The organism is Marinobacter sp. AC-23, assembly GCF_001858325.1.
Classification (GTDB): Bacteria; Pseudomonadota; Gammaproteobacteria; order Pseudomonadales; family Oleiphilaceae; genus Marinobacter.
On the sequence record NZ_MBPP01000007.1, the window covers coordinates 12,912 to 27,008 of the forward strand.

Consider the following 14,097-nt stretch of genomic DNA (forward strand, 5'->3'; position numbering starts at 1 on the left):
ATGAGCAGTTCTGCTGCAGGTTATGACCTGACGCCTCTTACGGAGGCGCAAAGAGAAGAGAAAGCTGCCAGCCTGACACCTGAAGAACGCCAGGTGTTGCTGGATCACGGAACGGAGCATCCGTTCTGTGGCACGTTGCTAGACAACAAACTTGCGGGTGCATACCACTGCAGGCTTTGCGATTTGCCGCTGTTTAGCTCGAACTCAAAATTTGATTCCGGCACTGGCTGGCCAAGTTTTTTTCAGCCGTTCGACAAGGAACACATTCGTTATATTGAGGATGCAAGCATGGGGATGGCGCGCACAGAAGTGCGCTGTGTTCGCTGTGACAGCCATCTCGGCCACGTATTCCCCGACGGGCCTCCTCCCACAGGCCAGCGCTATTGTCTGAACTCCGTTGCTATGGCGTTCCAGGAAAATAGCTAAGTTATACAGTTGTGGCTGTCAGCTTGTGCTGGCGGCCACAACTGTTGATAGCAGGTAGCCGGTATACGCAACGTAAATCAGCAATAGAATGGAGCCGTCAAATCGGCTGATCACCTTACGCCAGCCCGTCATTCCAAAGCCCATAAGCAGTAGGCCCACCGTTAGAGCCAGCATCAGCGTCCAGTCCCGGTATAGAACCTCGGGGGCGACCGCCATAGGCTCGATTACCGCAGCAAGGCCGACAACGGCAAGCGTATTAAAAATGCCGGAACCGAGAATGTTGCCCAGAATGAGGTCGTGCTCATTTTTACGGACAGCGGCTAAGGCCGAGGCCAGTTCGGGCAACGACGTACCAATTGCTACGATTGTTAAGCCGATCACCAAATCACTCACGCCAAGACTCTGGGCAATGGTAACGGCTCCCCAGACCAGCAGGCGGGAGCTGACCACAAGTAGAATCAAGCCGATAACCAGCCACATAATGGCGGCCTTCATCGCCATTAGGTCGCCGGCAATCTGCGCTTCGGCTTCACCGGTCAGCGCGTCATCCTTGCCACGCAGGCCCTGAAAAATCGACCAGCCCATAACCGCCGCAAATACGCCCAGCAGTACCCAGCCATCAAGCCGCGAGAGCTCGCCATCCAGTAGTTGCGCGCCGGCGATCAGGGTGAGCACCACTAGCAGTGGGAGTTCCTTTCGAAGAACCTGCGAATGAACGGCGATGGGCGCAATTACGGCAGTAAGGCCGACAATCAGAGCAATATTGGTGATGTTCGAGCCGTAGCCGTTACCCAGGGCAAGCCCTGGGTTGCCATCGGCAGCGGCCATGGCTGAAACAGCTAACTCCGGCGCTGAGGTGCCAAATCCAATAATCACCATACCAATCAGCAGCGCCGGCATGCCCAAGTGTTTGGCCACTGCAGCCGCGCCTTCCACAAATTTGTCGGCGCTCCAGACAAGCAATATAAGGCCGGCGAGGATTGCGCCAATTGCCATTCCCATAAATGAACCTCAATCAGGTTGTGTCTACATAGAGCGCCCATGAAAACCTCGAGTAGCCAGAGGTGCGCGCGCTAGCTAGAATGGTGAGCAAGATACCGCATATGCCCGGTGGAGGTCAGCCCCTTTCGGATGAAGAGCTATGATCAGGGGTAACCAGAGACTTAAGACTAAAGTTGCGGTGATATTGCTGGCCAAAGAAGGGAGAATTTGCCATACGCATATTGCGTCGCGTGTCCGGACTATTACCTATGACCTGGCGCATTTCACTGTTCGTATGCTAACGATACAACCGCTAGACTAAGGCGCAAACCGCGCACAGATCCGCAATGATTCAGAATCGCAATTTATTATTGCTGTAAAAAACCTGATAATTGCGCGCACATTCAAAACGGACGCACACGGCAGCGCCATTTATACCTCGCGATTTGCCAGCATCCGCCAGACCTCTTTGCTGATCGTGGAGGGGCGAAAGGCTCAAAACTAGCTAGGGTGAAAAACCAATGGCCGTTAAACAGGCAGACGTAGTGCTGGTCGGTGGTGGTGTCATGAGCGCCACTCTCGGCATGATGCTCACGCAGTTGGATCCGTCCATGAAAATTGTCATGTTGGAGCGTCTTGATCACGTTGCACATGAAAGTACAGACGGATGGAACAACGCAGGTACCGGACACGCAGGATACTGCGAGCTGAATTACACGCCGCAAACGGAAGGCGGCGACGTTGAAATTGAGCGTGCCCTCCAGATCAATGCGCAATATGAGGTGTCGCTTCAGTTCTGGTCGTACCTGGTAGAGCAGGGTATGTTGCCCGAACCATCAAAGTTTATTAACCGCACACCACACCAGAGCTTTGTCTGGGGCGAAAAGGACGTGGCTTTTCTCAAGCGCCGTCATGAACGCATGAGCGCTCATCATCTGTTCCGCGGAATGGAGTATACAGAGTCGCCGCGGGAGCTAGAAGATTGGATGCCGCTGATTGTTCAGGGCCGAGACCCCATGCAACGTGTTGCCGCAACGCGTATTCGCCACGGCTCAGATGTGGATTTCGGTTCTTTGACCCGGAACATGATCGAGTATCTGCAAAGCCAGCCTAATTTTGAATTGATGCTGAGCAGTCCGGTGCATTACATAGACCAGCGCGACAATGGCCGCTGGAAAGTTCGGGTTAAAAATCAGCACACGGGCGAGCAAACCAAGCTGGAAAGCGAGTTTGTGTTTCTGGGTGCCGGCGGCGGGGCGTTGCCGATGCTGCAGAAATCCGGAATTGATGAAGCCCGTGGCTATGGCGGGTTTCCTGTGAGTGGTCAGTGGCTGGTGTGTCGCAAGCCCGACGTCGTGCAAAAGCACCACGCCAAGGTGTACGGTAAGGCGCCCATTGGCGCGCCACCCATGTCTGTACCTCATTTGGATACTCGCATTATTAATGGCGAGCCGGCGTTGTTGTTTGGCCCGTTTGCCGGCTTTACCACCCGCTTCCTCAAGCAGGGCTCTATCTTTGATCTGTTTGGTTCGGTACGCACGAGCAACCTCAAGCCCATGTTGTCGGTGAGCAAGAGCAACATGGATCTCACCCGCTATTTGATTGGTGAAGTATTCCAGTCGCACAGTGACCGTGTGGAAGCTCTGCGCAACTTCTTCCCAGAAGCGGAAGAAGGCAACTGGGAACTGCGCAATGCCGGCCAGCGGGTGCAGATTATCAAGCAGGCTGAAGGCGGTGGCGGAAAACTGGAGTTTGGTACCGAGATTGTGGCTGCAAAGGACGGCACGTTGGCAGCCCTGCTTGGGGCGTCGCCGGGTGCTTCTACCGCAGCCAATGCAATGATCAGCGTAATCGAGCGCTGCTTCCCCAAGAAGATCCAGACAGCCCAGTGGCAGGAGCGCATGAAAGTAATGGTGCCTTCCTATGGCCAGTCGTTAGTGGACGATGAGGCTCTACTGACAAAGGTGCGGGAAAGAACGCTCTCTACTCTTAAATTGGGCTGACATTTGCGATTTTCACTTATCGGCGTAGGGTAAAAGGCACACTTTTATTGAAGGAGAAGCCTATGAGCGAGCATAAATATAATCCGGAGAAAGGATTTGTTGCTCTTCTTGGCTGGAGCCTGAACGCTGTAGAGGCCGCTGATAAATTCGACCGCCGCTATGTTGTGGTTGCGCCAGACTGGGCCGAGCCTTATTGCAAAGAGCACGATATTCCCTACGTGCCATGGAATTTTGAGCGCCTCAACGACCGCTCTGTCGAGATTGCCCAAACCCTGAAAGACATGGGGGTGGATGTGTCCATCCCTCTGTTCGAAGAAACAGTTGAGTGGGCAGGCGCGATCAACTCGGTACTTATGGATAAGCCACGGCTGTTTGGCCAAGCCATGCTGCTGCGTGATAAGGCACTGATGAAGCGTCGGGCACAGCTGGGCGGCATTCGTGTGGGGATCTTTGAAGAAGCCCACGACAAGGGCGACGTTGTTCGCTTTCTCAAGCGCGTTAACCAGACCCTGCTCAAGCTTGACGGCGACCCCAATGACCCGATTCACTTGAAGGCATTCGATAAAGCCGGTTGTCTTGGGCACCGGGTGATCCGTACTCCCGATGAAGTGGACACCATTCCCGAGGAAGAATTCCCCGTGCTGATGGAGTCTCACCTGGACGGTTGGGAATTTGCCGTCGAGGCTTGGGTTCATAACGGCAAGATTGCCTTTTTGAATATTTCCGAATACGTCACGCTGGGCTATTCCGTTTTCGTACCGGCGACGCCGGATCTTGAGAAGTATCGCGATCAGATCCGGGGCGAGATCGAAAAGCTGATCAAGACCTTTGATATTGAGTTCGGCTTTCTTCACCCCGAATACTTCGTAACCAGCGACAGCACCATGTACTTTGGCGAAGTGGCGTATCGTCCGCCTGGGTTCAAAGTGTTTGAGCTGCTTGAGAAAGCTTATGGTTTCAACGCTTATCAAGCCTGATTCTTTCGTTCGACCCTAAAACGACGCCTGAAGAGATCAAGGACTTCTTCCCGAAAGAAGTGGTGGATGCCAAGGGTTATGCAGGTTGCTTTGGTGTATACCCAAGACGCCGGGTTGTCAGCAAGTTGGAGATTCCCGAGGAAACCGAGAATCACGAATATTTTGAATCCCATGAGCTAACGCCGCCGGTTGAGGAAACCGTTACCAAGCGCACGGCATTCGGCACCCACTGGGGCTTGATTTACTTCTACGGTGAAGACCCTTATGTGATGCGCGACCTCTTGAAACATCAAGAAGACCTCGATTTCTATGTATAATCGAGCGATGCATTAACAACTATGGGGTTTGATGCAGACCCTGAGGAACATCGTTTGAACGATAACCAATCGGGCAATGCAGTTCCGGCTGTGAATCTGGATAAGTTGGCGCAAAGACTGGACAGCTCTATTCAGGTTCTGGAGGAAAGCCGGTCTTTTGCCAAGCTTGGCAAGCTTCCGGGGGTGTTTGACCTTGTGCGCAGAATACTCCAGCAACCGCAAGGTTGTGCGGTAGTAGAAGCGCAGGCCGAACGCCTGGAAAAAGCTGGTGTGTTCGAAGGCACAGATTGGGCAGAGCCTGCTACATTGCTCCCATCGCTAACTACCCACTCGCTGCAAAGCCCAAATGCAGACACGGTGGTTATCGAAGCGCTTAGCGAACTTCGGCTACTGGCGGTTGTTCGTGGTGCTTATCTGCACCCCTCTATGTCTGCAGAGCAAGCTCATCACTACCTGACTCAAGTTCTCGCAATCAATCTCGGCCTGCTGTTTGGTATGACCGGCGAAGCTGAGCGGGAGCAGGGCAAGTTAGCACTGGTCAGCCAATCTGTTGTGCAACATGTAGCCCAACAGATTGGCTATGAGCACGTTATAGACAGCCTGATTGAAGAGATTTGGCGGATTTTGCAGCAGCGGCCGATTCAAGTGGGTGATGCGCGCAAGATGATCACCCAGATCGCAATTTGCAGGGCTGATCCCGGCGTTGATCTCGGTGGTGCAGGGCACGGGGCGGATAGACTGATATCCAGTCTTTATGGCCCAACGCGAGGAAGTAGTGAAGATCCGGGTACGGTGGTTTATCTGCAGCGCCTGGAATCTATGGATTCCCAGACATTGCAGAATGAAGCTACCGGATTTGCGCGATCCATGCACGATACTGGTTTGGTGTCGCCCTACCATGCGTGCTTTGTGCGTTATATTCTGGAGGGCCAGGATAACCTGCTCAGCGAAGCCTTGGGGCTTTCGAGTACGGGTCGCGATTGCCTGATGTGCTATCGGGAGCTGGTGCACGCGCTTATCACCGAAGGTATTTTTCCTGAGACAGCGCAGGGCTTATACGGCCTTGGGCTTTTGCTAGAGCGGGGTATTCTTTACCAGCCACCGGTGGCACCCGCACTTTGGCGCCAGGCCAAGCTCAATCTTTGCCCGCAAGCCCGTGAACGCCTGCAGCTTGCCTACGGCTACCAACCGCAGGCGGGTGCCTGGCTAACTCAGGGTGTGCTGAACATGTTGGGGCAGCCTTTGGGTGTCGGCCAGGGGAACAATCCAACCTGTCAGTCGGCCCGGGCTTTGTCCATGTGGGCCTACAACGATCCCGACTACCTGTTGCAGATGGTTGCGTGGGCGGCCAGGGACAACGAAATCGTGATGCATTTTGAGGGGCAGCCGGTCTCTTCGGCGCAAAGTCTTAGCGGCGTTGCTTCGGAAGTGACTCTGGATCTCGATCCGGTCTCGCTGGTTGTGGTACCGCATCTCGATCGGATATACGCCGAGATGGGCCGCATGTGCATCGGGCGCGAAGGCGACCCGCACAGGTGGGTGAACCCGGAATTTCACGGATGGTCTGCGGGGCGAGGATTTGCCATTAACGTAGATGTGGCTACCGGTAACCTGGATGACCTGGAAGGCTTTATCCGGCATTTCTATGCCAGTTATCATCCGTATTACAATGGCAATCAGCCTCTTATACACCCTCAGCCCGCAGGTGTTGCCGTAACCGACCGAGCTGCACGCTTTATTGGCTGGCACGCGATCACCGTTCTCAGGGTCGCCCTGGACCCAGAAGGCGAGATGCGAGTGTATTTTTACAACCCAAACAACGACAGCGGTCAGAGTTGGGGTGACGATGTGAATGTGGGCACTGAAGGCCATGGGGAACGTTTTGGTGAGGCCTCTTTGCCGTTTGAGCAGTTCACTTCCCGTTTGTATATCTTTCATTACGACCCGCTTGAGCGTGGCGAGCCGGCGGATGTAGGAGAAGAAGAGCTGCAGCGGGTAATGGATCGTGTATACCGAAGCTGGGGCCAAAACCGCCTACCTGCGAAAGAGCTCCAGGCCGAGCCGCCGAGCACCAGTTGATCCAGGCGCAGGCTGAGCAAGAGGATGACCATGGTGAACGAACATCGCTTGACCTGTAACGGAGCCGAACTGTTTATCCGGGCTCTGGAAAACGAAGGTGTTGAATACATTTTTGCAGTGCCGGGAGAGGAAAACCTGGCGTTCCTGGAAGCCTTGCGCACGTCGAGCATCAAGCTGGTACTCAATCGTCACGAGCAGGGTGCGGGATTTATGGCCGCCACATACGGGCGCCTGACGGGTCGGGTTGGAGTCTGCTATCCACGCTGGGGCCCGGAGCGACGAATCTGCTTACTGCGGGCGCCTATGCCCAGCTCGGCGCTATGCCCATGATGATGATTTCCGGCCAGAAGCCGATCAAATCGTCGAAACAGGGTATGTTTCAGATTCTGGATGTGGTGGATCTCATGCGGCCGCTAACCAAGTACACCCGGCAAATCAGTAACGCCAATACCATTCCCGCCAAGGTGCGGGAAGCTTTCCGGCTGGCGCTGGAAGAGCGCCCGGGAGCGGTGCATCTGGAATTGCCCGAAGACATTGCAGCGGAAATCCCGGAACCTGATGCTCACATTTTCAAGCCCAGCGATGCTCGTCGGCCATCGGCTAGCCAGAAGAGTCTGGACATGGCTTGCGACATGCTGCGCAAGGCCCAGCATCCGTTGATCATGATTGGCGCCGGTGCAAACCGAAAGCGAGTGTCTCAAGCACTGCTTAATTTCGTCAATGAAACCAATGTTCCGTTCTTTACAACCCAGATGGGCAAAGGGGTTGTGGATGAGCGCCATCCTCGATACCTGGGCAACGCAGCGCTTTCTGCCGGAGATTTTGTTCACTGTGCCATAGATCGTGCGGATTTGGTGATTAACGTCGGCCACGATGTTGTCGAGAAACCACCGTTTTTCATGACCCCGGGAGGCAAAAAAGTCATCCACGTTAATTTCAACGCTGCGGATGTAGACCCCGTGTATTTCCCTCAGCATGAAGTAGTGGGCGACATTGCAAACAGTGTCAAATATATGGCTGAAAACTGCGGCCAGTGCTCCAACCACGACTTCACGGGCCTGATGGAGATCAAGCAGGCCTTGAGTGCACACCTTCAGGAGCGGGCTGAAGATAACGGTTTCCCGGTTATTCCCCAGCGTATTGTTCACGATGTTCGCAAGGTAATGCCGGAGGATGGCATCATCGCGCTGGACAACGGAATGTATAAGCTCTGGTTTGCCCGCAATTACTGCGCTTATAACAACAACACTGTGTTACTGGATAACGCACTGGCTTCCATGGGTGCTGGTCTGCCCAGCGGCATGATGGCCGCTATGCTGTATCCGGAACGCAAGGTAATGGCTATTTGCGGCGATGGTGGCTTTATGATGAACAGCCAGGAGCTTGAAACGGCGGTGCGGTTAGGGCTCAACCTTGTGGTTCTGATCATCAATGACAACGCCTACGGCATGATCAAATGGAAACAGCGGCAGGACGGATACGCCGATTTTGGCCTGGATTATAGCAACCCGGATTTCGTCACCTACGCCCAGTCCTATGGTGCGGCCGGGCACCGCATCACACGCACAGAAGACCTGCAGCCAACACTGGAAAACGCACTCGCCACCGGAGGCGTGCATGTGGTGGAAGTGCCGGTGGACTACAGTGAAAACCACAGGGTTTTCGACGAGCAGCTGGCGGAATTAACCTGCAACTTGTAAGCGGTGTGCCCCGGTCTGTCATCCTCAGGCCTGGAAAGGCTATTCGGCAGCGACAGCCTGCCGGGCCTTTTCCGCTCCGGCCCTTAGCATCGCCTGCAAAAGCTCTTCAGCATCAAACTTGGTAAGCGCCTCATTGGCGCCCACCTGATTGGCGTAGCTCAGGCTCATCTCGCTGTTCAATGAGGTGTGCAGAATGATGTAAGGCTGCTTCAGCACGCCGTTGTCCCGCACATCGAATGCCAGCTCGTAGCCATCCAGCCCGGGCATCTCAATATCACTCACCAGAATATCGACCGGCTGCCCGAGCTCGTTGTCTTTTAGCAGAACCTGCAGCGCCTCGTCACCGTTGGTGGTGACCTGGTAGGAGATACCCTTTGCATCCAGCACATCACACAGCTGCTTTCGGGCAACCCGGGAGTCGTCTACCAACAGTATGTTCAGAGCCTTGAGGGCTTCGCTCTGCACATCGGTGAGCGCCACATCCTGAGTGTCTAGCGAACCGGGGTAAACGTTCGCAAGCAATAGCTCGATATCCATTAGCTGAATGGTATCGCCTTCCACGTTCAGCAATCCGGTGATAAAGGCCTTGTCCCCCAGGGCTTTTGGTGGCGCCTTTACTTCCTTCCAGTTGGTTTCGATGATCTTCTGTACACCCCGCACTACAAACCCGATTTCCTGGCGCTGCACATCGGTGATCAAAATTGAGGATGTTTTGAGCTCTTCCGGTGTTAAAGCGGGGTAGCCAACCGCCGCAGCCATATCAATGACCGGTACGGCAGAGCCGCGAAAACTGATTGTCCCGGCAACGGCCTGGTGGCTGTGGGGGAGCTTGGCAAGAGGTCTGAAGGGTAATATTTCGCGGATTTTCAGGGTGCCAATTCCGAACAACCGAATGCCCGACAAGCGGAACAGAAGAAGTTTTTGGGATTGTTTAGCTTTACTGGACATGGCATCTAACCCTTGCAGACAGCGCCCCTCTGAAGCCTTGTAGTTTCAGGGGGCAAAATAAATGCGATACGGGTTAAAGATAGCAAGCTTATGTGCTGTTATCACTAGAAAAGTCGAAACGCTGGGGTCGGTGGTGCTTCTTGGCTCAGGGCACAACCGCGTAGGCGAGTATTTCCACAAGCATTTCTTCCCGGGCAAATCCCGACACAATAATGGCTGCCCGGTTGGGGAAGGGCTCAGACACGAAATCTGCGTACACACGGTTAACGGCAGCAAGGTGCTCCCTATCCGTCACGTAGATAACAACCTGGGTGAGGTCCGACACGCGACTCCCGGCGCTTTCCAGAGTGTGCTTCAGGTTAGCAAGGGTCTGGATGATCTGAGGCTCTATGCCTCCAGCTACAACCTTGCCTTCGGCATCAATGGGGATCTGTGCCGTAAACAGTATGCCATTACCCACTGTGGCCCAGGCAAGGGGAGACTTGGAAGCAGGTAAATCTGTATTCACAGGATATGGGTTCATCTGGGTGTCCTTCGTCTTAGTCGTTGTCGTTGGTGCCGGCACCCGCGCCCTGACGAGAGTCGTCGGAGGCTTCCACCAGCATTTTTGTGGCCAATACTTTCAGCTGTTCCCAAAGCGCCGTGTCGACTTCGATACCCTCAACCAGTGAACGCTCGTGCCAGCTCGCCATCGCGTGCCGATCCTGCTGCAAAAGATCGTTCAATGGCGCATCAGGCTTCAAGTCTGGCAGCAGGTTTACATGGTTTACCATCACCAGTGTTATGCCGTCGTTGGGCTCTGTATCGTCTGGTGTGGATGGCAAGCTGTACATACAAATTTCCGGTTCTGAATCACCGGCTTTAAAGCTCACCAGAATTTCTGTGAGTGGTTCGTGAGAGTTGCGCCAGAATGCAGTAATGCTCATGTCACGGCGGGCAATACGCGACAGGTAGCCCACGATAAGCATGCGATTGTGGCAGTGGCGAATCTTGGTGACTGAAAGCCCCCGGGCCCGGCATTTCGCGTAGCCAAGTTCAATAGCCAGACTGGCATGGCCCAATACTGTTTTGTTGTGGGCATCGACAACGCATAGGTCCGCGTCCTGGTAGATGAGCTCAGGTGGCTGCGATTTGTCCTCGTTGAGCAAAAAGTTCAAGCCTTTTTGGAGCGCTGCAATGCCGTCCAGACCATGTGCCTCCATCCAGGCGACGACGTCTGCCGCGTCGTTGGCATCGCCATCGTCAAAGCCAATACCACTGAATGCTTTTCGGGATAGCCCTTGCAGTTCATTGAACGAAACTTTCATGGTGTGTCACCCCGAATGGTCTGCGCATTTTCTTCGCCGCCAAGGCAAGGCTCCAGAGGAAAGCCCCAGTCGTCCAGTTGTTGCAGCGAGAGGTTGGGATTGCTCAACTCCCACGGCAAAGGCGCGCCCTGAAACAGCGTAATGCGCACCCAGCGGTCAGATTTTGGGTCAAACCGGCTGGCGCCAAAAAATGACAGCTTGGTTCTTAGCAGGTGCATCGGCTTCATGTCTCGGTGCCAGAGATTTGCTCGGATCTCACCATAAGGTGTGTCTCCTATGGTTTGAATGCGACGCACACACTCTTTCTGCTCTGGGTGGGCCAAGAGGAAGTCCACCACTATGGCGTTTGGGTTGTGCGCCAGAAAACGCTCGAGCTTGCCGTAGCAGCGACTGATCCGTGGGCCAATCGCCAGCGCAGATTCTTTTTCAGCGCCGGATTCGGTGCCGCGTACTCCTAGCCGGGGCTCTTCTTTTTCGACAGAGCGATACCAGAACCAGTAGTTATCGTCTGGACAGTCTTCGCGGTAACTCAGCGCCCAATCAAACTTCTCGTTAATCAGGTCCCTCAGCTGCCAGGCTTTCATATCCGGCTTCAGATCCATGGACTCCCGGCAGCCAAGTTGATCATCCAAGCGGTCTACCAGCTCGGGGTATAGCTCTATCAGCATGGTGTTGATGAGCTCTTGGGCTTCCAGGGAGCAGTGCCCTCTGGCCCAGCTTATAAGTTCTTCGTAAAGAGCGTGGTGGGCCGGAGTGCGATCTAACCAATCTATAACTTCTGCGACAGAGCAAACGGTTTTCTGATTGCGCAGGGTTTGCTCCCGGTCTTCTGTTTGAGTCTGCTGCAAGTGTTTGAGCGCTCGGGACATCAGCACGTGTAGCCTTGCATGGGTGTGCGCGGTGGCAGGCTTTTCACGGGCGCGAGCCAACGCGCGCTCTCGGCCGTAAACCCACTGCTGAATCAGTTGCGGGTGGTTAATCAGGAAGGGGGCCATGCCAAGGCCCGTCGAGTTACCAATACCCAGGTAGCGTTGCAGTTCCGGGTGTAAAGGTACGGACGTCTCGGGGGCTTGCACGCTTGCCAGATGGTTAAGCTGCTCGACCGAAAACTGCCTCAGTATGTAAACCAGAAGCATCTGGGCTGCAAACGGGCGATTGAAATCTGCATTGCGCTCAAGCCGGGCAAAGTCAGCGATGCCGAACTTGCCATTGCCATAGACGGCGGTGGTTCTGTAAAGATAGCCCACCGCTGTGAGTAAGGCCGGGTCGGGCTGGTGGCCAGCGGCCAGCGCTGCCACAAACTGGCTGAAGTTGCGCAAGCTTTTGTTGGCGCGCGAGAGCACCAGAACCCTTGGGTGCTGCCGGCCTGCCTCCTGCAAGGGTACGTTCGCCGCCATTTGCTCCAGCAAGGAGTTTTCGGCCTCACCTTCAACCAAGGCAAACGTGACATCCCAGGCTTCCGCAATCACCCGATCGGAGCGCTTCTCAGGCGCTAAGTCTCGGGAAAAAATGACACAGTGATAGCAGTTCGCCGGAGTGGTGATACGGTAGATCGCAAGGCCGTGGCCCTTGGAATCCAGATCAAATACCGTATTAACAATCTGCCAGTGTTCTGTGATCATCTTTCGCATCAGCGATCTAACAAAGCTAAGCCTGCTGGCAAACATGCTACCCAATCGTTCCAGCTTCATTACTTCGCTGGCAGGGCGTAGCTTTTTTGGTGCGGACGCGGCGGTTGCAAAAATCATTGTGTCACCCTCGCCTTTTCAGGCTGCTCTTCTCAAGCGGTTCTTCTCAAACTACTAGGATATTAGGCTCTGTTCACGTGCCATGGCATAGGCTGCTTTTGGGCCAAGCCACAGTGAAGGCAACAGAACCAGGGAAACTGGAATAGCTGTTATGACTATAAATTGCTGAAGCACGCTTATCTGACCTGCCCCCATGTAAAGCAGGATCGCCGCCATACCTGCCATGGCCAAGCCCCAGAATGCGCGCACAACGGTGTTCGGCTGGTCGTGCCCAGAGCTGACAACGGCAATGGAGTAGCTCATGGAATCGCCAGTGGTTGCGACGAAAATGGTGGTCAGCACCAGAATGGCCAGCGCCATGAATGTGCCTCCGGGGAGGGACTGGGCAACCGTAAGGGTAGCCACATCAAAGCGGAAGTTGTTCAGCGCATCGGCAAGGTCGATCACACCTGTCATCTGGTAATAGATGCCGGAGCCGCCAAGCAAAGTGAACCAGATGGTGGTGGCGATAGGTGCCATAACCGCAACTGCCAGAATCATGTCCCGAATGCTTCGGCCGCGAGAGATGCGGGCAACAAAAATTGCCATCAGGGGAGCATAGCCGATGAACCAGGCGAAGAAGAACACAGTCCACCACTGCATCCACCAGCCGGGCGCGGTTTCAGCGGTCATGGTCGCCATTTCCATAAATGAGGAAACATATTGCCCCATGCTCTGGAAGTAGGTGTTGGTGAGGAACAGGGTTGGGCCAAAGATAAAGATAATAGCTGCGACAGCCAGCGCCAGGAACACGTTCAAACGGCTCAAAAACTGAATGCCACGGTGAATGCCGGTAACGGCAGAGGTTACGTAAATAGCCGCAAGAACCACCAGAATGGCCATTTGTGTGGCCAGGCCGTCAGTCAGGCCGAACAGTTCACTCAGGCCGAAACTCATTTGAGTTGCCAGAAAACCTATGGGGCCAACGGTGCCCGCAACCACAGCGATTACACAGCAAGCGTCGACTACGCTGCCCAGCCAGCCGCCCATGATGCGCTCACCAAACACCGGATAAAGCAGCGTTCTTGGCTGCAGTGGCTTGCCCTGCACATAGTGAGCATGGGCCAGAACTATCGCAGCCAGGGTGCCCAGAACCGCCCAAGCCAGAAAACCCCAGTGCATGAATGATTGCGCCATAGCGTTGGAAACCGCAGCCGCTGTGCCAGGCTCTGAGGAGTAGGCAGGGGGAGTCACAACAAAGTGGTAGATCGGCTCGCCGGCCGCAAAGAACACGCCGCCTCCGGCGAGCAGCGTACACATAATGATAGAAAGCCAGCGGAACGTGCTCATCTCTGGCCGGTCCAGGTTGCCGATTTTGGCCTTGGCAGCTGGCGTGCACGCCAAGCCTATGGCAATAAAGAAGGTTGCTAGCAGCAATATCTGGAAGTAAGTGCCAAACACCTGGGCGGTCCACGCAAAGCCGGTGCCAATCACATCGGCCACGCCCTTAAGGTCGAACAGGGAGAACCCAACAAACAGAACAATGAAGCCAATGCTTAACGCAAGTACAATCGGATCACCAAGCTGAGCTATCGAGTAGTCTCCGCTTGACTTGATATTATTGTTTTTCAT

At 54.6% G+C, this 14,097-nt stretch carries 9 protein-coding genes and 2 pseudogenes; 5 read left to right on the plus strand and 6 right to left on the minus strand.

Annotated features, from left to right (window positions below; genetic code table 11):
* Entirely contained in the window at positions 1-426 is a 426-nt protein-coding gene (gene msrB, locus BCA33_RS04370; protein ID WP_071263719.1) for a peptide-methionine (R)-S-oxide reductase MsrB, read from the plus strand.
* A gap of 18 nt (positions 427-444) precedes the next feature.
* On the opposite strand, the gene BCA33_RS04375 is transcribed toward msrB, so the two are convergent.
* On the minus strand, positions 445-1,428 hold the full coding sequence (locus BCA33_RS04375) for a calcium/sodium antiporter (protein ID WP_175469706.1): 984 nt from the start codon (positions 1,426-1,428) through the stop codon (positions 445-447).
* 500 nt (positions 1,429-1,928) lie between these two features.
* Here BCA33_RS04375 and mqo point away from each other — a divergent pair, with 500 nt between their 5' ends.
* The 4 genes and pseudogenes from mqo (at position 1,929) to BCA33_RS04395 (ending at position 8,483) form a co-directional block, all read left to right on the plus strand.
* Positions 1,929-3,410: a malate dehydrogenase (quinone) gene (gene mqo / locus BCA33_RS04380; RefSeq protein ID WP_071263721.1), complete on the plus strand. Its 1,482-nt coding sequence runs from the start codon at positions 1,929-1,931 to the stop codon at positions 3,408-3,410.
* A gap of 62 nt (positions 3,411-3,472) precedes the next feature.
* A pseudogene (locus tag BCA33_RS04385) lies at positions 3,473-4,704 on the plus strand (acetyl-CoA carboxylase biotin carboxylase subunit family protein).
* Between the two features lie 54 nt (positions 4,705-4,758).
* Positions 4,759-6,783: a hypothetical protein gene (locus BCA33_RS04390; RefSeq protein WP_071263767.1), complete on the plus strand. Its 2,025-nt coding sequence runs from the start codon at positions 4,759-4,761 to the stop codon at positions 6,781-6,783.
* A gap of 30 nt (positions 6,784-6,813) precedes the next feature.
* Positions 6,814-8,483, plus strand: a pseudogene (locus tag BCA33_RS04395) (acetolactate synthase large subunit).
* A 39-nt stretch (positions 8,484-8,522) separates the two neighbouring features.
* On the opposite strand, the gene BCA33_RS04400 reads toward BCA33_RS04395, so the two are convergent.
* The 5 genes from BCA33_RS04400 to BCA33_RS04420 all read right to left on the minus strand — a co-directional run bounded on the left by BCA33_RS04400 (position 8,523) and on the right by BCA33_RS04420 (position 14,097).
* On the minus strand, positions 8,523-9,431 hold the full coding sequence (locus BCA33_RS04400; RefSeq protein ID WP_071263723.1) for a chemotaxis protein: 909 nt from the start codon (positions 9,429-9,431) through the stop codon (positions 8,523-8,525).
* 145 nt (positions 9,432-9,576) lie between these two features.
* Positions 9,577-9,954 (minus strand): RidA family protein, encoded by a 378-nt coding sequence (locus BCA33_RS04405; RefSeq protein WP_071263725.1) that lies wholly within the window; start codon positions 9,952-9,954, stop codon positions 9,577-9,579.
* A gap of 16 nt (positions 9,955-9,970) precedes the next feature.
* Positions 9,971-10,738: a DUF3726 domain-containing protein gene (locus BCA33_RS04410; protein ID WP_071263727.1), complete on the minus strand. Its 768-nt coding sequence runs from the start codon at positions 10,736-10,738 to the stop codon at positions 9,971-9,973.
* Positions 10,735-12,486 (minus strand): hypothetical protein, encoded by a 1,752-nt coding sequence (locus BCA33_RS04415; protein ID WP_071263729.1) that lies wholly within the window; start codon positions 12,484-12,486, stop codon positions 10,735-10,737. Before BCA33_RS04415 ends, BCA33_RS04410 begins: the two co-directional genes overlap by 4 nt.
* Before the next feature lie 54 nt (positions 12,487-12,540).
* Complete coding sequence (locus tag BCA33_RS04420) at positions 12,541-14,097, minus strand: BCCT family transporter (protein ID WP_071263731.1); 1,557 nt, start codon at positions 14,095-14,097, stop codon at positions 12,541-12,543.